The 17,506-nt window shown below is 70.9% G+C and carries 14 protein-coding genes; 13 read left to right on the forward strand and 1 reads right to left on the reverse strand.

Annotated elements, in window-relative coordinates:
* The first annotated feature begins 2 nt into the window (after positions 1-2).
* The 12 genes from murF to ABZZ04_RS13050 all read left to right on the forward strand — a co-directional run bounded on the left by murF (position 3) and on the right by ABZZ04_RS13050 (position 12,643).
* Positions 3-1,409: a UDP-N-acetylmuramoyl-tripeptide--D-alanyl-D-alanine ligase gene (murF, locus tag ABZZ04_RS12995; protein ID WP_356932255.1), complete on the forward strand. Its 1,407-nt coding sequence runs from the start codon at positions 3-5 to the stop codon at positions 1,407-1,409.
* A complete protein-coding gene (mraY, locus tag ABZZ04_RS13000) occupies positions 1,406-2,476 on the forward strand; it encodes a phospho-N-acetylmuramoyl-pentapeptide-transferase (protein ID WP_148834411.1) in 1,071 nt (356 codons plus the stop codon). Before murF ends, mraY begins: the two co-directional genes overlap by 4 nt.
* Positions 2,458-3,891: a UDP-N-acetylmuramoyl-L-alanine--D-glutamate ligase gene (murD, locus tag ABZZ04_RS13005; RefSeq protein ID WP_356932256.1), complete on the forward strand. Its 1,434-nt coding sequence runs from the start codon at positions 2,458-2,460 to the stop codon at positions 3,889-3,891. Before mraY ends, murD begins: the two co-directional genes overlap by 19 nt.
* Before the next feature lie 227 nt (positions 3,892-4,118).
* On the forward strand, positions 4,119-5,459 hold the full coding sequence (gene ftsW, locus ABZZ04_RS13010) for a putative lipid II flippase FtsW (RefSeq protein ID WP_356932283.1): 1,341 nt from the start codon (positions 4,119-4,121) through the stop codon (positions 5,457-5,459).
* Positions 5,460-5,465: 6 nt separating this feature from the next.
* Positions 5,466-6,560: an undecaprenyldiphospho-muramoylpentapeptide beta-N-acetylglucosaminyltransferase gene (gene murG, locus ABZZ04_RS13015; RefSeq protein ID WP_356932257.1), complete on the forward strand. Its 1,095-nt coding sequence runs from the start codon at positions 5,466-5,468 to the stop codon at positions 6,558-6,560.
* A gap of 50 nt (positions 6,561-6,610) precedes the next feature.
* Positions 6,611-7,405, forward strand: a complete 795-nt coding sequence (locus tag ABZZ04_RS13020; protein WP_356932258.1) for an FtsQ-type POTRA domain-containing protein — start codon at positions 6,611-6,613, stop codon at positions 7,403-7,405.
* Between the two features lie 277 nt (positions 7,406-7,682).
* Positions 7,683-8,897: a cell division protein FtsZ gene (gene ftsZ, locus ABZZ04_RS13025; RefSeq protein ID WP_356932259.1), complete on the forward strand. Its 1,215-nt coding sequence runs from the start codon at positions 7,683-7,685 to the stop codon at positions 8,895-8,897.
* Entirely contained in the window at positions 8,894-9,634 is a 741-nt protein-coding gene (pgeF, locus tag ABZZ04_RS13030) for a peptidoglycan editing factor PgeF (RefSeq protein ID WP_356932260.1), read from the forward strand. The genes ftsZ and pgeF overlap by 4 nt, the downstream gene beginning before the upstream one ends.
* Positions 9,635-9,640: 6 nt before the next feature.
* The gene (locus tag ABZZ04_RS13035; RefSeq protein WP_356932261.1) at positions 9,641-10,360 is read left to right on the forward strand and encodes a YggS family pyridoxal phosphate-dependent enzyme; all 720 of its coding nucleotides are present in this window, start codon (positions 9,641-9,643) and stop codon (positions 10,358-10,360) included.
* A gap of 126 nt (positions 10,361-10,486) precedes the next feature.
* Positions 10,487-11,110, forward strand: coding sequence for a cell division protein SepF (gene sepF / locus ABZZ04_RS13040; RefSeq protein ID WP_148834397.1), 624 nt, complete (start codon positions 10,487-10,489; stop codon positions 11,108-11,110).
* A gap of 71 nt (positions 11,111-11,181) precedes the next feature.
* The gene (locus ABZZ04_RS13045) at positions 11,182-11,466 is read left to right on the forward strand and encodes a YggT family protein (RefSeq protein WP_148834395.1); all 285 of its coding nucleotides are present in this window, start codon (positions 11,182-11,184) and stop codon (positions 11,464-11,466) included.
* A 49-nt stretch (positions 11,467-11,515) separates the two neighbouring features.
* Entirely contained in the window at positions 11,516-12,643 is a 1,128-nt protein-coding gene (locus tag ABZZ04_RS13050) for a DivIVA domain-containing protein (RefSeq protein WP_356932262.1), read from the forward strand.
* Positions 12,644-12,851: 208 nt separating this feature from the next.
* Here the strand turns inward: ABZZ04_RS13050 and ileS are convergent, their stop codons facing one another.
* On the reverse strand, positions 12,852-16,034 hold the full coding sequence (ileS, locus tag ABZZ04_RS13055) for an isoleucine--tRNA ligase (protein WP_356932263.1): 3,183 nt from the start codon (positions 16,032-16,034) through the stop codon (positions 12,852-12,854).
* Positions 16,035-16,597: 563 nt separating this feature from the next.
* On the opposite strand from ileS, the gene ABZZ04_RS13060 reads away from it, so the two are divergent.
* Entirely contained in the window at positions 16,598-17,491 is an 894-nt protein-coding gene (locus ABZZ04_RS13060) for a TraR/DksA C4-type zinc finger protein (RefSeq protein ID WP_356932264.1), read from the forward strand.
* Positions 17,492-17,506 lie beyond the last annotated feature (15 nt).

Consider the following 17,506-nt stretch of genomic DNA (forward strand, 5'->3'; position numbering starts at 1 on the left):
AAGTGATCGCCCTTTCCCTCGCCGAGATCGCCGAAATCGTCGGCGGGCAGTCGCACGACATACCCGATCCGGCAGCAACCGTCAGCGGACCGGTCGTCATCGACTCCCGGGAGGTGAAGCACGGCAGCCTGTTCGTCGCCTTCGCCGGCGAGCGGGTCGACGGCCACGACTACGCGCAGCGCGCCGTCGAGGCGGGCGCGGCAGCAGTGCTGGCCGCCCGCCCCGTCGGTGTTCCGGCGATCGTCGTCGACGACGTCCTGGCGGCGCTCGGCGCGCTCGCCAGGGCCGTCGTGGGCCGCCTCGGCACCACCGTCGTCGCGCTCACCGGTTCCGCCGGCAAGACCTCCACCAAGGACCTCATCGCCCAGCTCCTCGAACGCAAGGGGCCCACCGTCTACCCGGCGGGCAACCTCAACAACGAGATCGGCCTGCCGCTCACCGCCCTGCGCGCCACCGAGGACACCCGCCACCTCGTGCTGGAGATGGGCGCCCGCTACATCGGCGACATCCGTTACCTCACCGGCCTCGTCCCGCCCCGGATCGGCCTTGTCCTCAACGTCGGCACCGCCCACATCGGCGAGTTCGGCGGCCGGGAGCAGATCGCGCAGGCCAAGGGCGAGATGGTCGAGTCGCTGCCCGAGGACGGCGTTGCCGTGCTCAACGCCGACGACCCGCTGGTACGCGCCATGTCCTCCCGCACCAAGGCCCGGGTGCTGCTCTTCGGTGAAGCCGCGGAAGCGGACGTACGGGGAGAGAACGTCCGTCTCACCGACGACGGGCGCCCCGCTTTCAAGCTCCACACACCCACCGGGTGCAGCGACGTGACCATGCGCCTGTACGGTGAGCACCACGTGTCGAACGCGCTCGCCGCGGCCGCCGTCGCCCATGAGTTGGGCCTGTCCGCAGACGAGATCGCCGAAGGGCTCTCCGAGGCGGGCACCCTCTCCCGCTGGCGCATGGAGGTCACCGAGCGTCCGGACGGCGTGACGTTCGTCAATGACGCCTACAACGCGAACCCCGAATCCATGAAAGCCGCGCTGCGCGCGCTGGTCGCCATGGGGAAGGGCCGGCGTACGTGGGCGGTGCTCGGCCAGATGGCCGAGCTCGGCGACGCCTCGCTCGCCGAGCACGACGCGGTCGGACGGCTCGCCGTCCGGCTCAACGTCAGCAAGCTCGTCGCCGTCGGGGGGAGAGAAGCCTCCTGGTTGCAACTGGGCGCATACAACGAGGGTTCGTGGGGTGAGGAGTCGGTGCACGTGTCCGACGCACAGGCTGCGGTCGACCTGTTGCGCAGTGAACTGCGCCCGGGAGACGTCGTGCTGGTGAAGGCGTCCCGGTCGGTCGGCCTGGAGCAGGTCGCCATGGCACTGCTGGGCAACGCGTCCGAGGGCGAGGTCGCGGGCCGATGAGGCAGATCCTGTTCGCGGGGGCCATCGGGCTCTTCCTGACCCTGGTCGGAACTCCGCTGCTGATCAAGCTGCTGGCCCGCAAGGGATACGGCCAGTTCATCCGGGACGACGGCCCGCGCACCCACGGGTCCAAGAAGGGCACGCCCACCATGGGCGGCATTGCCTTCATCCTGGCGACGATCATCGCGTACGTCGCGGCGAAGCTGATCACCGGCGAGGAGATGCGATTCTCCGGCGTGCTGGTGCTCTTCCTGATGGCGGGCATGGGCCTCGTCGGCTTCCTCGACGACTACATCAAGATCGTCAAGCAGCGTTCGCTGGGTCTGCGGGCCAAGGCGAAGATGGCGGGCCAGCTGATCGTGGGCGTCGCCTTCGCGGTGCTCTCGCTCCAGTTCGCGGACAAGCACGGCAACACCCCGGCCTCCGACCGGCTGTCGTTCGTCACGGACTTCGGCTGGACGATCGGCCCGGTGCTGTTCGTCGTCTGGGCGCTGTTCATGATCCTCGCCATGTCCAACGGCGTGAACCTGACGGACGGCCTGGACGGTCTGGCCACCGGCGCCTCGGTGATGGTCTTCGGCGCGTACACCTTCATCGGGCTGTGGCAGTTCCAGGAGTCCTGTGTCAACGCGGAGACCCTGACCAACCCCAACGCCTGCTTCCAGGTGCGAGATCCGCTCGACCTCGCCGTCGTCGCCTCCGCGCTGATGGGCGCCTGCTTCGGCTTCCTGTGGTGGAACACCTCGCCCGCCAAGATCTTCATGGGCGACACCGGATCGCTGGCCCTCGGCGGCGCGCTCGCCGGCCTGGCGATCTGCTCCCGCACCGAGTTCCTGCTGGCCATCCTCGGCGGCCTCTTCGTGATGATCACCATGTCCGTGGTCATCCAGGTCGGTTCCTTCAAGATGACCGGCAAGCGGGTCTTCCGGATGGCACCGCTCCAGCACCACTTCGAACTCAAGGGGTGGTCCGAAGTCCTTGTCGTGGTCCGCTTCTGGATCATCCAGGGCATGTGCGTGATCGTCGGACTCGGTCTCTTCTACGCAGGATGGGCAGCCGAGAAGTGAGCAACCCGGACTGGCAGGGCAAGCGCGTCACCGTCGCGGGACTCGGGGTCTCCGGGATCCCGGCGGCCAAGGTGCTGCACGGCCTCGGGGCCGTCGTCACGGTGGTCAACGACGGGGACGACGAGCGTTCCCGGACGCAGGCCGCGGAGCTGGAGGCGCAGGGCATCGCCGTGCGCCTCGGCGACGGGGCGACCCTGCCCGAGTCCACCGAGCTCGTGGTCACCGCGCCGGGCTGGAAGCCCGACAAGCCGCTCTTCGCGGCAGCCGCCGAGGCGGGCGTCCCGGTCTGGGGCGACGTCGAGCTCGCCTGGCGGCTGCGCGGCCCCGACGCGGCCCCGTGGCTGGCGGTCACCGGCACCAACGGCAAGACCACGACCGTACGGATGCTCGCCTCGATCCTGGAGGCGGCCGGGCTGCGCACCGCGGCCGTCGGCAACATCGGCGTCTCGCTCCTGGACGCCGTGGTCGGCGACCAGGAGTACGACGTGCTCGCCGTCGAGCTGTCCAGCTACCAGCTGCACTGGGCGCCCTCGCTGCGCGCCCACTCCGCGGCCGTCCTCAACCTGGCCCCGGACCACCTCGACTGGCACGGCTCCATGGCGGCCTACGCCGCCGACAAGGGCCGGGTCTACGAGGGCAACCGGGTCGCCTGCGTGTACAACGTGGCGGACCCGGCCACCGAGGACCTGGTCCGCGAGGCCGACGTGGAGGAGGGCTGCCGGGCCATCGGCTTCACCCTGGGCACGCCCGGCCCCTCCCAGCTCGGCGTCGTCGACGGCATCCTCGTCGACCGCGCCTTCGTGGCGAACCGGCAGAAGCAGGCCCAGGAGCTCGCCGAGGTCGGGGACATCGACCCGCCGGCCCCGCACAACATCGCCAACGCCCTGGCGGCCGCGGCCCTGGCCCGTGCCTTCGGCGTCGAGCCCGCGGCCGTACGGGACGGGCTGCGGGCCTTCCGCCCCGACCCGCACCGCATCGAGCACGTCGCGGACGTCGCCGGGGTGGCGTACGTCGACGACTCCAAGGCCACCAACACCCACGCCGCCGAGGCCTCGCTCGCGGCCTACGACCCGATCGTCTGGATCGCCGGGGGCCTCGCCAAGGGCGCGACCTTCGACGAACTGGTGACCGCGGCCGCCGGACGGCTGCGCGGCGCCGTCCTGATCGGCCGGGACCGGGAACTGATCCGTGAAGCCCTCGCGCGACACGCCCCCGAGGTCCCGGTGGTCGACCTCGACCGGACCGACACTGGGGCGATGTCCGAGGCGGTCCGGGAGGCGGCACGGCTCGCCCGCCCGGGGGACACCGTGCTGATGGCCCCGGCCTGTGCCTCGATGGACATGTTCGTCAACTACAACAAGCGGGGCGAGGCGTTCGCGGACGCGGTCCGCGCGCTCGCCGCCGAGAGCGCCTGACGGGTCCGGTCCCCGCGCCGTACTGTCCCGGACGACCGGGGGCGGGCCGCCGCGTCGCGGGCCCCGGCCCCCGGCGGCGGCCCCGGGCACGAGCAGTGGAGGGGACAGCGACAATGCCGGCCGAAGAGAGCTCCGCCGCGGCCTGTGGGCACCGCTCACGGGCCACCGCGCCGATCAGCCGGGCATTCCCCCCGCGCCTGCTCGCGGGTGCGGGCACGGGCGCTCCGGTGCCGCTGGGCACCGCGCTGCGGGTCCGGTCGGCCACCGGCGCCCGCCGCCCAGCCGCCCCCCGCTCCAAGGGGCGCTCCACCGGCGGCTCGCGCTCCCCGCGCGGCGGCGGCGCGCGCCGGGTGTACGAGCGGGTGCGCAGGGCCTGGGACCGCCCCCTGACCGCCTACTACCTGATCCTGGGCGCGGGCCTGCTGATCACCGTGCTCGGCCTGGTGATGGTCTACTCCGCCTCGATGATCAAGGCCCTGGAACTCGACAAGCCGAGCACCTACTTCTTCCGCAAGCAGTTCCTCGCAGCCGTCATCGGCGCCGGGCTGATGGCGCTCGCCGCCCGGATGCCCGGCAAGCTCCACCGGGCGCTCGCCTACCCGTTGCTCATGGGAACCGTCTTCCTGATGGTGCTGGTCCAGGTGCCGGGGATAGGGATGTCGGTCAACGGCAACCAGAACTGGCTCTACCTGGGCGGTCCCTTCCAGCTCCAGCCCAGCGAGTTCGGCAAGCTGGCCCTGGTCCTGTGGGGCGCGGACCTGCTCGCCCGCAAACAGGACAAGCGGCTGCTGGCGCAGTGGAAGCACCTGCTCGTCCCGCTCGTCCCGGTCGCCTTCATGCTCCTCGGGCTGATCATGCTCGGCGGCGACATGGGCACCGCGATCATCCTCACCGCGATCCTCTTCGGGCTGCTCTGGCTGGCCGGGGCGCCCACCCGGCTCTTCGCCGGGGTGCTCGGCTTCGCCGCGCTCATCGCCTTCGTGCTGATCAAGACCAGCCCGAACCGGATGTCGCGGCTCGCCTGCATCGGCGCCACCGAACCCGGACCGGGGGACTCCTGCTGGCAGGCCGTGCACGGCATCTATGCTCTGGCCTCCGGCGGATGGTTCGGTTCCGGGCTCGGTGCAAGTGTGGAAAAATGGGGTCAACTGCCTGAACCGCACACCGACTTCATTTTCGCCATCACAGGGGAGGAACTGGGGCTGGCGGGGACGCTGTCGGTGCTCGCCCTCTTCGCGGCTCTAGGCTATGCGGGTATCCGCGTGGCCGGACGCACGGAGGACCCCTTCGTGAGGTACGCCGCGGGAGGTGTGACCACCTGGATCACGGTGCAGGCCGTGATCAACATCGGTGCGGTGCTCGGCCTGCTGCCGATCGCCGGTGTCCCGCTCCCGCTGTTCTCCTACGGAGGGTCGGCCCTGCTGCCGACCATGTTCGCCGTCGGGCTGCTGATCGCGTTCGCGCGAGAGGACCCCGCAGCGAAGGCGGCCCTGGCCATGCGAAGGCCCGGGGTGAGATGGAAGACGATGAGACGGCGCGTCAAGAAGCGTCCGTCCGGAGAGCGGTGAATTTCGGTGCATGTCGTACTCGCCGGTGGGGGGACCGCCGGCCACATCGAGCCCGCGCTCGCCCTCGCGGACGCCCTGCGCAGGCAGGACCCGACCGTGGGAATCACTGCCCTGGGCACGGAGCGCGGACTCGAGACCAGGCTCGTACCCGAGCGGGGGTACGAACTCGCCCTGATCCCGGCCGTGCCGCTGCCCCGCAAGCCCACCCCGGAACTGATCACCGTCCCGGGACGGCTGCGCGGCACCATCAAGGCCGCCGAGCAGGTCCTGGAACGCACCAGGGCGGACTGCGTCGTGGGCTTCGGCGGCTACGTCGCCCTGCCCGGCTACCTCGCCGCCAAGCGGGCCGGGGTGCCGATCGTCGTCCACGAGGCCAACGCCCGCCCGGGCCTGGCCAACAAGATCGGTTCGCGGTACGCCCACGGCGTCGCGGTCTCCACCCCCGACAGCAAGCTGCGCGGCGCCCGCTACATCGGCATCCCGCTGCGCCGCACCATCGCCACCCTGGACCGGGCCCGGGTCCGCCCCGAGGCGCGCGCCGCCTTCGGCCTCGACCCCAACCTGCCGACGCTGCTGGTCTCCGGCGGCTCGCAGGGCGCACGCCGGCTCAACGAGGTGGTGCAGCGGGTCGCCCCGCTGCTGCAGCGCGCCGGGATCCAGGTCCTGCACGTGGTCGGTCCGAAGAACGAACTGCCGCGCGTGGACAACATGCCCGGGATGCCGCCCTACATCCCGGTACCGTACGTGGACCGGATGGATCTCGCGTACGCCGCGGCCGACATGATGCTCTGCCGCGCCGGCGCGATGACCGTCGCCGAACTCTCCGCCGTCGGGCTCCCGGCCGCGTACGTCCCGCTGCCCATCGGCAACGGCGAACAGCGGCTCAACGCCCAGCCGGTGGTCAACGCCGGCGGTGGTCTGCTGGTGGACGACGCGGCGCTCACCCCCGAGTGGGTGCAGGGCAACGTCCTCCCGGTGCTCGCGGATCCGCACCGGCTGTACGAGATGTCCCGCGCCGCCGCCGAGTTCGGCCGCCGGGACGCCGACGACCTGCTCGTCGGCATGGTGTACGAGGCGATCGCCGCACGCCGAGGCGCGTGAGGCCGACGGGTCCGGGGGCGGTGCCCCCGGACCCGGTGTGAGGAGCGAGCGTGGCCGGACCGACAACCGCCCGGCGCGGTACGGCGCAGCGGGAGGAATCCCCGGCCCGCCCGCCGCGCACGCGCCCCGAGGGGCGCCGACTGCCCAGCCGCAGGACGCTGATCGTGAGCGGCGTGCTGGCGCTGCTGCTCGGTTCCGGCGTCGTCTGGGCGCTCTACGGCTCCTCCTGGCTCCGGGTCGAGCAGGTCGCGACCACCGGCCTCGACGTGCTGACCCCGGCCGAGGTGGAGGCCGTCGCGGCGGTACCGGTCGGGGCGCCGCTGGCCTCCGTCGACACCGACGTCATCGCCGACCGGCTGCTCCGGGAACTGCCCCGTATCGATTCGGTGGACGTCGTGCGGTCGTGGCCGCACGGAATCCGTCTCGAAGTGGCCGAACGGCAGCCGGTCCTGCTGATCAAGAAGGGCGTAAAATTCACCGAAGTCGACGCGAAAGGCGTGCGCTTCGCAACGGTGGACAAATCGCCCGACGGTGTACCTTTGCTGGAATTGGCGCCCCAGAAGTCCGCGAGCCTGCGCCGGTTCGGCAGCGACCGGCTGGTGGGGGCGGCGGTCCGGGTCGCCGGTGAACTCCCGGCCGGCGTCGCCGAGGACACCGAGGTCGTGCGGGTCACCTCGTACGACTCGATCTCCCTGGAGCTCACCCGGGGGCGCACGGTGGTCTGGGGCAGTGCCGAAGGAGGTCCGGTGAAGGCGAGAGTTCTCACCGCTCTCATGAAAGCGGCTCCCAAAGCGGGACACTTCGACGTGAGTGCACCCACGGCCCCTGCGGCATCGGGCAGTTGACGCGCATTTGGCCTGGCCAGCACCCTGGTTGGTCAGCGCTACGGGTGATCACATAGGGTGAAAAGAAAAACGGGAGGTTCGGCGTGTTCGTTGAACGCGCGCCACTTGTCGACTTAGTGTCCTGTTCGGAAGAGTCCATGAAGCAGACACACTGGTAACCCTAAACTTGAACGTTAGGGTTTGGGTCGGCACTTCGGACCGTCCCAATCGGCATCCGTCGTCGCGGCGGGAACAACGCGCAGCGACGACACGTAACTCGAGGCGAGAGGCCTTCGACGTGGCAGCACCGCAGAACTACCTCGCAGTCATCAAGGTCATCGGTGTCGGCGGCGGTGGTGTCAATGCCATCAACCGAATGATCGAGGTCGGTCTCAAGGGCGTCGAGTTCATCGCGATCAACACTGATGCGCAAGCCCTGTTGATGAGCGACGCCGACGTCAAGCTCGACGTCGGCCGCGAACTCACCCGCGGCCTCGGCGCCGGGGCCAACCCGGCCGTCGGTCGCAAGGCGGCAGAGGACCACCGTGAGGAGATCGAGGAGGTCCTCAAGGGGGCCGACATGGTCTTCGTCACCGCCGGAGAAGGCGGCGGCACCGGCACCGGCGGCGCACCCGTCGTCGCCAACATCGCCCGCTCGCTGGGCGCCCTGACGATCGGCGTGGTCACCCGCCCGTTCACCTTCGAGGGCCGGCGACGCGCGAACCAGGCGGAGGACGGCATCGCCGAGCTCCGCGAAGAGGTCGACACCCTCATCGTCATTCCCAACGACCGGCTGCTGTCCATCTCGGACCGCCAGGTCAGCGTGCTCGACGCGTTCAAGTCGGCCGACCAGGTGCTGCTCTCGGGTGTCCAGGGCATCACCGACCTCATCACGACGCCCGGTCTGATCAACCTCGACTTCGCCGACGTCAAGTCGGTCATGTCCGAGGCCGGATCGGCGCTCATGGGCATCGGCTCGGCCCGCGGCGACGACCGCGCGGTGGCCGCCGCGGAGATGGCGATCTCCTCGCCGCTCCTGGAGGCGTCCATCGACGGCGCCCGCGGTGTCCTGCTCTCCATCTCCGGCGGCAGCGACCTCGGTCTCTTCGAGATCAACGAGGCCGCCCAGCTGGTGAGCGAGGCGGCGCACCCCGAGGCGAACATCATCTTCGGCGCGGTCATCGACGACGCGCTGGGCGACGAGGTGCGGGTCACCGTGATCGCGGCCGGCTTCGACGGCGGACAGCCGCCGGCCCGCCGGGAGAACGTCCTGGGCGCGAGCTCCGCCAAGCGCGAGGAGCAGGTCCCGCCGGTCCGCTCCGCCGAGCCGGTGCGCCAGAGCGGCGGACTGGGCTCCGTGCCCATCCGCGAGGAGCCGCCGGTCCAGGTGGAGCCCAAGCCGGTGGTGAGCGAGAGCCACCTGCCGCCGGTCGCCCCGCCGCAGGTCCCCTCGGCCCGTCCCTACCAGGACTCCCAGGCCGAAGAGCTGGATGTCCCGGACTTCTTGAAGTGATAGACCAGCACCACGCAGTAGCCTCCGGGGGCCGTGCGCACTTCGCCTTCACCGACAGGTGGGGCGGGGTGAGCGCAGCCCCCTACGAGGAGCTCAACCTCGGCGGCGCGGTCGGAGACGACCCCGCCGCCGTTCTGGCCAACCGCGGGCGCGCCGCCCGCGACCTGGGCCTGGACCCGGCCCGGGTCGTCTGGATGAACCAGGTGCACGGCAGGGACGTCGCGGTCGTCGACGGCCCGTGGGGCGACGCCGCGGAGATACCCGCGGTGGACGCGGTGGTGACCGCGCGACGCGACCTCCCGCTCGCCGTGCTCACGGCCGACTGCACCCCCGTACTGCTCGCCGACCCGGTCGCCGGGGTCGTGGCCGCGGCGCACGCGGGCCGTCCCGGCCTGGTCGCCGGGGTCGTCCCCGCCGCGGTCGAGGCCATGACCGGGCTCGGTGCCGAGGTCTCCCGGATCGTCGCCCGCACCGGTCCCGCGGTCTGCGGGCGGTGCTACGAGGTCCCGGCCGACATGCGCGCCGAGGTCGCGCGCAGCGTCCCCGCGGCATGGTCCGAGACCAGCTGGGGCACCCCGGCCGTGGACGTCGTCGCGGGGGTCCACGCCCAGCTCGAGGCGCTCGGGGTCGAGGACCGCCGGGCCTCGCCGGTCTGCACCCTCGAATCGAGCGACCACTTCTCGTACCGCCGCGACCGCACCACCGGGCGGCTCGCCGGATATGTCTGGTTGGACTGATAGGGCATGACGGACCGTAGAACCCAACTCGCCGAAAACCTGGCACGGGTGGAGGAACGTATCGCTTCCGCCTGTTCCGCCGCGGGGCGCGGGCGGGACGAAGTGACCCTCATCGTGGTCACCAAGACCTACCCCGCGAGCGATGTGCGGATTCTGCATGAACTCGGTGTGCGTCATGTCGCGGAGAATCGTGACCAGGACGCGGCCCCCAAAGCAGCCGAATGTGCGGATCTGTCGCTCACATGGCACTTTGTCGGTCAATTGCAGACCAATAAGGTTCGCTCCGTGGCAGGTTATGCCGATGTCGTGCAGTCGGTGGACCGGGTCAAACTGGTCGCGGCGCTCTCGGCGGCGACCGTGCGCGAGGAGCGCGAACTGGGCTGCCTCATCCAGGTGGCACTGGACGCGGAGAGCGGCGAACGGGGCGACCGGGGCGGCGTCGCGCCGGACGGGATCGAGGAGTTGGCCGCCGCGGTCGGCTCCGCGCCGGGGCTGCGGCTCGACGGCCTGATGACCGTCGCCCCGCTCGCCGGACCGTACGCGGGGCGGCAACGGGCCGCCTTCGACCGGCTGATGGAATTCTCATCCCGGCTGCGCGGGAACCATCCGGCTGCGAACATGGTCTCCGCAGGAATGAGCGCGGACCTCGAGGACGCGGTCGCGGCCGGGGCGACACATGTGCGCGTCGGTACGGCGGTACTCGGAGTCCGACCCGGGCTCGGGTAACGTCGCCAAGCAGGTCGGACCACAGCAGAAAATATGGTCATTCCCGCTGATGGCGGGCAGACCTCAGTGGATCGCGGGGCACTTGGTGACATATGCCGATCCACCACAGAGCGGAGGACTCGGAGCATGGCCGGCGCGATGCGCAAGATGGCGGTCTACCTCGGCCTCGTGGAGGACGATGGGTACGACGGTCCGGGGTTCGACCCCGACGACGAATTCGAGCCCGAGCCGGAGCCCGAGCGGGACCGGCGGCGGCACCAGCCCGCGCATCAGGTGGAGCGGGACCGCGAACGGGAGCGGGAGGAACCGGTACGAGCGGTGCAGCCCCCCGCGCAGCGGGAGCCGGTTCAGATCCCGGCGGAAAGAGAACGACCCGCCCGGATCGCTCCCGTGGCATCCATCACACCTGAACGTCCGAACATGGAGAAGAACGCACCGGTGATCATGCCCAAGGTCGTGTCCGAGCGGGAGCCCTACCGCATCACCACGCTGCACCCCAGGACCTACAACGAGGCCCGTACCATCGGGGAACACTTCCGTGAGGGCACTCCGGTGATCATGAATCTCACGGAGATGGACGATACGGACGCCAAGCGACTTGTCGACTTTGCTGCAGGCCTCGTCTTCGGTCTCCATGGCAGCATTGAGCGTGTGACGCAGAAGGTGTTCCTGTTGTCGCCTGCTAACGTCGATGTCACGGCGGAGGACAAGGCCCGCATCGCTGAGGGCGGATTCTTCAACCAGAGCTGAGAACACGACAACGGGAACAACCCCGGCCGTGAGGCCGGAGCTACGAGAGCCAGGGGAGAGGGAAGCGCGAAATGGGCGTCGCAGTGCAAGTTGTCTATGTCGCGCTGATGTGTTTCCTCATCGTGCTGATCTTCCGGCTGGTCATGGACTACGTCTTCCAGTTCGCGCGTTCATGGCAGCCCGGCAAGCCGATGGTGGTCATACTTGAGGCCACCTACACTGTCACCGATCCACCGCTCAAGCTTCTGCGGCGGTTCATCCCGCCGCTGCGTCTCGGGGGCGTGGCACTCGACCTGTCCTTCTTCGTTCTGATGATCATCGTCTACATCCTGATCAGCATCGTGATCAGGCTGTGAGCGATACGGTCTTGCCGACTGCCGACGACTACGTAGAGGTGAAGAAGAGATGCCGCTGACTCCTGAGGACGTGCGGAACAAGCAGTTCACGACCGTCCGCCTCCGAGAAGGCTATGACGAGGACGAGGTCGATGCCTTCCTCGACGAGGTCGAGTCCGAGCTGACCCGCCTGCTCCGTGAGAACGAGGATCTGCGCGCGAAGCTGGCCGCCGCAACGCGTGCCGCCGCGCAGAACCAGCAGCAGGGCATGCGCAAGCCGGAGCCGCAGGACAGGCCCGGCGCACCCGTGCCCGCCGCCATATCGGGACCGCCGGTCCAGCAGCAGCCCCCGCAGATGGGTCCCCCCCAGCTGCCCGGTGGTGCTCCGCAGCTGCCCGCCGGTCCCAGCGGTCACGGTCCTGGTCCCCAGGGCCCGCACGGCCCCGGCCCGCAGGGCCCGCACGGCCCCGGTCCGATGCAGGGCGGTCCCATGGGTGGCCCGATGGGCGGCCCCATGGGCGGTCACGCCCCGCAGCAGCAGATGCAGCAGATGCAGCAGCCGCAGATGCAGCAGCCCGGTCAGGGCCCCGGCGGCGACAGCGCCGCCCGTGTCCTCTCGCTCGCGCAGCAGACGGCCGACCAGGCGATCGCGGAGGCCCGTTCCGAGGCCAACAAGATCGTCGGCGAGGCGCGCAGCCGCGCCGAGGGCCTGGAGCGGGACGCCCGCGCCAAGGCGGACGCGCTGGAGCGGGACGCGCAGGAGAAGCACCGCGTGGCGATGGGCTCGCTGGAGTCGGCCCGCGCGACGCTGGAGCGCAAGGTCGAGGACCTGCGCGGCTTCGAGCGCGAGTACCGGACCCGTCTGAAGTCCTACCTGGAGAGCCAGCTGCGTCAGCTGGAGACCCAGGCGGACGACTCGCTGGCCCCGCCGCGGACCCCGGCGACCGCCTCGCTGCCGCCGTCGCCCTCGCTGGCCCCGGCCGGTGCGGGTGCCATGGGCCACACCATGGGCGGTGGCAACCCGCCGATGGGTGGCGGCAACCCGTCCATGGGCGGTGGCCCCTCGTACGGCGGTCAGCAGCAGATGTCGCCGGCGATGACGCAGCCGATGGCGCCGGTGCGGCCGCAGGCGCCGCAGCCGATGCAGCAGGCTCCCTCGCCGATGCGCGGGTTCCTGATCGACGAGGACGACAACTGAGCCGGGTACGCGCGATGAGCGCGTAGCCGTCGGCAGGCTGAGGGCCGGGCCCCGGGGTTTCCCCGGGGCCCGGCCCTTTTGCCTGGTACGGGGCGGGCCCGCGGTGCGGGGCCGGTGGGCGGCCCCGGCCGGAGGGCGGTGCGGGGAGAGGAACGGAAGAGGGGCCCGGCGGACGGCTGTCCGCCGGGCCCCTCCGGTGTTCCGGGTCTTACTGCTCCGTCTTGCGGAGGCGGAACGTCAGGGCCAGGCCCTCGTCCGTGAACGGCTCGCCGTACGCCGTGTCCGCCTCGCCCTGCGCGTAGTCCAGGGCCAGGACCTCGTCCGCGATCAGGGCGGCGTGCTCGGTCAGCGCCTCCACCGTGGCGGGGGAGGACGACGTCCAGCGGACGGCGATGCGGTCCGCCACGTCCAGGCCGCTGTTCTTGCGGGCCTCCTGGATGAGCCGGATCGCGTCACGGGCCAGGCCCGCGCGCCGCAGCTCCGGCGTGATCTCCAGGTCCAGGGCGACCGTCGCGCCCGAGTCGGACGCGACCGACCAGCCCTCGCGCGGCGTCTCGGTGATGATCACCTCGTCCGGGGAGAGGGTGACCGTCTCGCCGTCCACCTCGACGGAAGCGGTGCCCTCGCGCAGGGCCAGTGAGAGGGCCGCCGCGTCGGCGTTCGCGACCGCCTTGGCCACCGCCTGGACGCCCTTGCCGAAGCGCTTGCCGAGCGCCCGGAAGTTGGCCTTCGCGGTCGTGTCGACCAGCGAGCCGCCGACCTCGGAGAGCGAGGCCAGCGAGGAGACGTTCAGCTCCTCGGTGATCTGGGCGTGCAGCTCGGGGGAGAGCGTCTCGAAGCCGGTCACCGCGACCAGGGCCCGGGACAGCGGCTGGCGGGTCTTGACGCCGGACTCGGCGCGGGTGGCCCGGCCCAGCTCGACCAGCCGGCGCACCAGCGCCATCTGCGTGGAGAGGGCCGGGTCGATCGCCGCCGGGTCCGCCTTCGGCCAGGTGGCCAGGTGCACCGACTCGGGGGCGTCCGGGGCGACCGGGACGACCAGGTCCTGCCAGACCCGCTCGGTGATGAACGGGGTGAGCGGGGCCATCAGCCGGGTCACCGTCTCGACGACCTCGTGCAGGGTGCGCAGCGCCGCCTTGTCGCCCTGCCAGAAGCGGCGGCGCGAGCGACGCACGTACCAGTTGGACAGGTCGTCGACGAAGGCCGACAGGAGCTTGCCGGCGCGCTGGGTGTCGTACCCCTCCAGGGCCTGCGTGACCTGGTCCACCAGCGCGTTCAGCTCGCTCAGCAGCCAGCGGTCCAGGACCGTGCGGTCCGCCGGGGCCGGGTCGGCCGCGGAGGGGGCCCAGTTGGACGTACGGGCGTACAGGGCCTGGAAGGCGACCGTGTTCCAGTACGTCAGGAGGGTCTTGCGGACGACCTCCTGGATCGTGTTGTGGCCGACGCGGCGGGCCGCCCACGGGGAGCCGCCGGCCGCCATGAACCAGCGCACCGCGTCCGCGCCGTGCTGGTCCATGAGCGGGATCGGCTGGAGGATGTTGCCCAGGTGCTTGGACATCTTCCGGCCGTCCTCGGCGAGGATGTGGCCCAGGCAGACCACGTTCTCGTACGAGGACTTGTCGAAGACCAGGGTGCCGACCGCCATCAGCGTGTAGAACCAGCCGCGGGTCTGGTCGATGGCCTCCGAGATGAACTGCGCCGGGTAGCGGCTCTCGAAGGTCTCCTTGTTCTTGTACGGGTAGCCCCACTGCGCGAACGGCATCGAGCCCGAGTCGTACCAGGCGTCGATGACCTCCGGGACGCGGTGCGCCTCCAGCTGGCAGTTCTCCTGCGAGCAGGTGAACGTGATCTCGTCGATGAACGGGCGGTGCGGGTCCAGCTCCGAGAGGTCGGTGCCGGCCAGCTCGCCCAGTTCGGCGCGGGAGCCGACGCAGGTGAGGTGGCCGTCCTCGCAGCGCCAGATCGGCAGCGGGGTGCCCCAGTAGCGGTTGCGGGACAGCGCCCAGTCGACGTTGTTGTTCAGCCAGTCGCCGAAGCGGCCGTGCTTGACGGAGTCCGGGAACCAGTTGGTCTTCTCGTTCTCCTGGAGCAGCCGGTCCTTGACGGCGGTCGTGCGGATGTACCAGGACGGCTGCGCGTAGTAGAGCAGCGCGGTGTGGCAGCGCCAGCAGTGCGGGTAGCTGTGCTCGTACGGGACGTGCCGGAAGAGCTTGCCGCGGGCGGCCAGGTCCTCGGTGAGCGCCTCGTCGGCCTTCTTGAAGAAGACGCCGCCGACCAGCGGCAGGTCCTCCTCGAAGGTGCCGTCGGGGCGGACCGGGTTCACGACCGGGAGGCCGTACGCCTTGCAGACCAGGAGGTCGTCGGCGCCGAAGGCGGGGGACTGGTGGACCAGACCCGTACCGTCCTCGGTCGTCACGTACTCGGCGTTGACGACGTAGTGCGCCTCGGCCGGGCCGTTCCCGTTGCTTCCCCCGCCGGTGCTCGGGAAGTCGACCAGCTCGAAGGGGCGCTCGTAGGTCCAGCGCTCCATCTCGCGGCCGGTGAAGGTCTCGCCGGTGGTCTCCCAGCCCTCGCCCAGAGCCTTCTCGACGAGCGGCTGCGCGACGACCAGCTTCTCCTCGCCGTTCGTCGCGACGACGTAGGTGACGTCGGGGTGCGCGGCGACGGCGGTGTTGGAGACCAGGGTCCAGGGGGTGGTCGTCCAGACCAGGAGCGAGGCGCTGCCGGCGAGCGGGCCGGAGGTGAGGGGGAAGCGGACGAAGACCGACGGGTCGACGACCGTCTCGTACCCCTGCGCCAGCTCGTGGTCGGACAGGCCGGTGCCGCAGCGGGGGCACCAGGGGGCGACGCGGTGGTCCTGGACCAGCAGGCCCTTGTTGAAGATCTCCTTCAGCGACCACCACACCGACTCGACGTACTCGGGGTCCATCGTGCGGTACGCGTTGTCGAGGTCGACCCAGTAGCCCATGCGGGTCGTGAGCTCGGTGAACGCGTCCGTGTGCCGGGTCACGGACTCGCGGCACTTGGCGTTGAACTCGGCGATGCCGTACGCCTCGATGTCCTTCTTGCCGTTGAAGCCCAGCTCCTTCTCGACCGCGAGCTCGACCGGCAGGCCGTGGCAGTCCCAGCCCGCCTTGCGGCCGACGTGGTAGCCCTGCATGGTGCGGAAGCGGGGGAAGACGTCCTTGAAGACGCGGGCCTCGATGTGGTGGGCGCCGGGCATGCCGTTGGCGGTGGGCGGGCCCTCGTAGAAGACCCACTCGGGGCGGCCCTCGGACTGTTCGAGGGTCTTGGCGAAGACCTTGCTCTCGCGCCAGAAATCGAGCACGGCGTGCTCCAGCGCGGGCAGGTCGACCTGGGCGGGCACCTGGCGGTACTGCGGCGATGTCATGGGCGGACTTCCTCCGGCGGACGTTTTCCACTTCCGTCGGAGGGACGAGAGCCTCGTCGACTCCCGCGGTACCACCCTCCTTGGCCCCGGGCATGCGCCCGTGGCCCCCTCATTGGGGCGCGATGCCGGTTCTACTCGCCCTGTGCCCGTGGGCGGGGCCCACTGTCCAAGGCTTTCTTCCGACGGCTCCGGGTGATCTTCACGGCACGCTCGCCCCCGGGCTTCCACCGTCCCCGGGTCGCTCCTGGCTGCGTATGACGCTACTCGTCCCATCCACGCCTCTCGCTGTGGCAAGTGTAAGGGCCCGCGCGGGCAACGGCCGACCGGTTTTCCGGCGGGAGGGGGAGTGACCCGAATGGCCAGGCGGGCGCGGACCGGGCCGGGCGGGGTGCCGGGGACGGATTACCCGGCGGTGAGCTGGGCACAACGGATTCAGGCAGGTCGGAAACCCGACGTGGGGAGGAGCGATTCGGCGGTGTGCCCCGTTGCCGCGGGGCTGGGGTCGATTTATCGTCCCAGCACGATTCGCGTGCAAGATCACAATATGTGAAGGGGCCGCGGCCATGGTGGCGAAGAAGACCGCCGCGAAGAAGACGGCGCCGACGAGATCCACGGGCGCGGTGGCCGGGACGACCGGCGCGGAGGCGGGTACGGAGACCCTCCCGGAATCCGGAACGCGGGAAGCGGAGGCGGGGAAGACCGCCGGGCGGACCGCCGGGAAGAAGACGGTGGCGAAGAAGACCGCCGCCAGGAAAACCGCCGCGAAGAAGACCGCGGCGAGGAAGAGCACGACAGGGAAGAGGCCGGCATCCGCCGAGCACACGGACGCCGGGCACGGGCCGCCGGCCGGCAAGGCGCCCGCGAAGAAGGCCGGGGCCGGCCGGAGCACGGCCGCGAAGGTCTCGAAGGAGGCCGCCCACGCGGCCACGGTGGCGGCCGAGTCCGCCGAGCAGACGGGAGCCCACACGGTGGTAGCCAAGAAGAGCGCGGCCCGGACCCGCACGGTCGACGGGGGCCCGGCCCCCGTGCCCCCGGCCCGTGGGACCGCCACGACGGCCCCCGGCGAACTGGCGGTCCGGCCGGGCGAGGACCCCTGGACGGCGGACGAGGTCGCCGAGGCGCGGGCCGAGCTGAGCAGCGAGGTCATGCGGCTGCGCAGCGAGATGGAGGCCGCCAGCGCGGCGCTCGCCGGGCTGATGCGCGACTCCGGCGACGGCGCGGGTGACGACGACGCGGACACCGGTACCAAGAACATCACCCGCGAGCACGAGATGTCGCTCGCCGCCAACGCACAGGAGATGCTGGAGCAGACCGAACGGGCCCTGGCCAGGCTGGACGCCGGGACGTACGGGCTGTGCGAGGTCTGCGGAAAACCGATCGGCAAGGCCCGGATGCAGGCGTTCCCGCGGGCCACGCTCTGTGTCGAGGACAAGCAGAAGCAGGAGCGCCGAGGTTGAACCGCGCGGTGTGTC

The sequence above is a fragment of the Streptomyces sp. NPDC006435 genome, from assembly GCF_040612315.1.
GTDB lineage: Bacteria > Actinomycetota > Actinomycetes > Streptomycetales > Streptomycetaceae > Streptomyces.

What these genes read in the sequence shown, in the direction of transcription:
- mraY (WP_148834411.1), top strand. Translation starts at nt 1,406, where the DNA reads ATGAGGCAGATCCTGTTCGCGGGGGCCATCGGGCTCTTCCTGACCCTG.
- murD (WP_356932256.1), top strand. Translation starts at nt 2,458, where the DNA reads ATGGGCAGCCGAGAAGTGAGCAACCCGGACTGGCAGGGCAAGCGCGTC.
- ABZZ04_RS13035 (WP_356932261.1), top strand. Translation starts at nt 9,641, where the DNA reads ATGACGGACCGTAGAACCCAACTCGCCGAAAACCTGGCACGGGTGGAG.
- sepF (WP_148834397.1), top strand. Translation starts at nt 10,487, where the DNA reads ATGGCCGGCGCGATGCGCAAGATGGCGGTCTACCTCGGCCTCGTGGAG.
- ABZZ04_RS13045 (WP_148834395.1), top strand. Translation starts at nt 11,182, where the DNA reads ATGGGCGTCGCAGTGCAAGTTGTCTATGTCGCGCTGATGTGTTTCCTC.
- ABZZ04_RS13050 (WP_356932262.1), top strand. Translation starts at nt 11,516, where the DNA reads ATGCCGCTGACTCCTGAGGACGTGCGGAACAAGCAGTTCACGACCGTC.
- ileS (WP_356932263.1), bottom strand. Translation starts at nt 16,034, where the DNA reads ATGACATCGCCGCAGTACCGCCAGGTGCCCGCCCAGGTCGACCTGCCC.
- ABZZ04_RS13060 (WP_356932264.1), top strand. Translation starts at nt 16,598, where the DNA reads ATGGTGGCGAAGAAGACCGCCGCGAAGAAGACGGCGCCGACGAGATCC.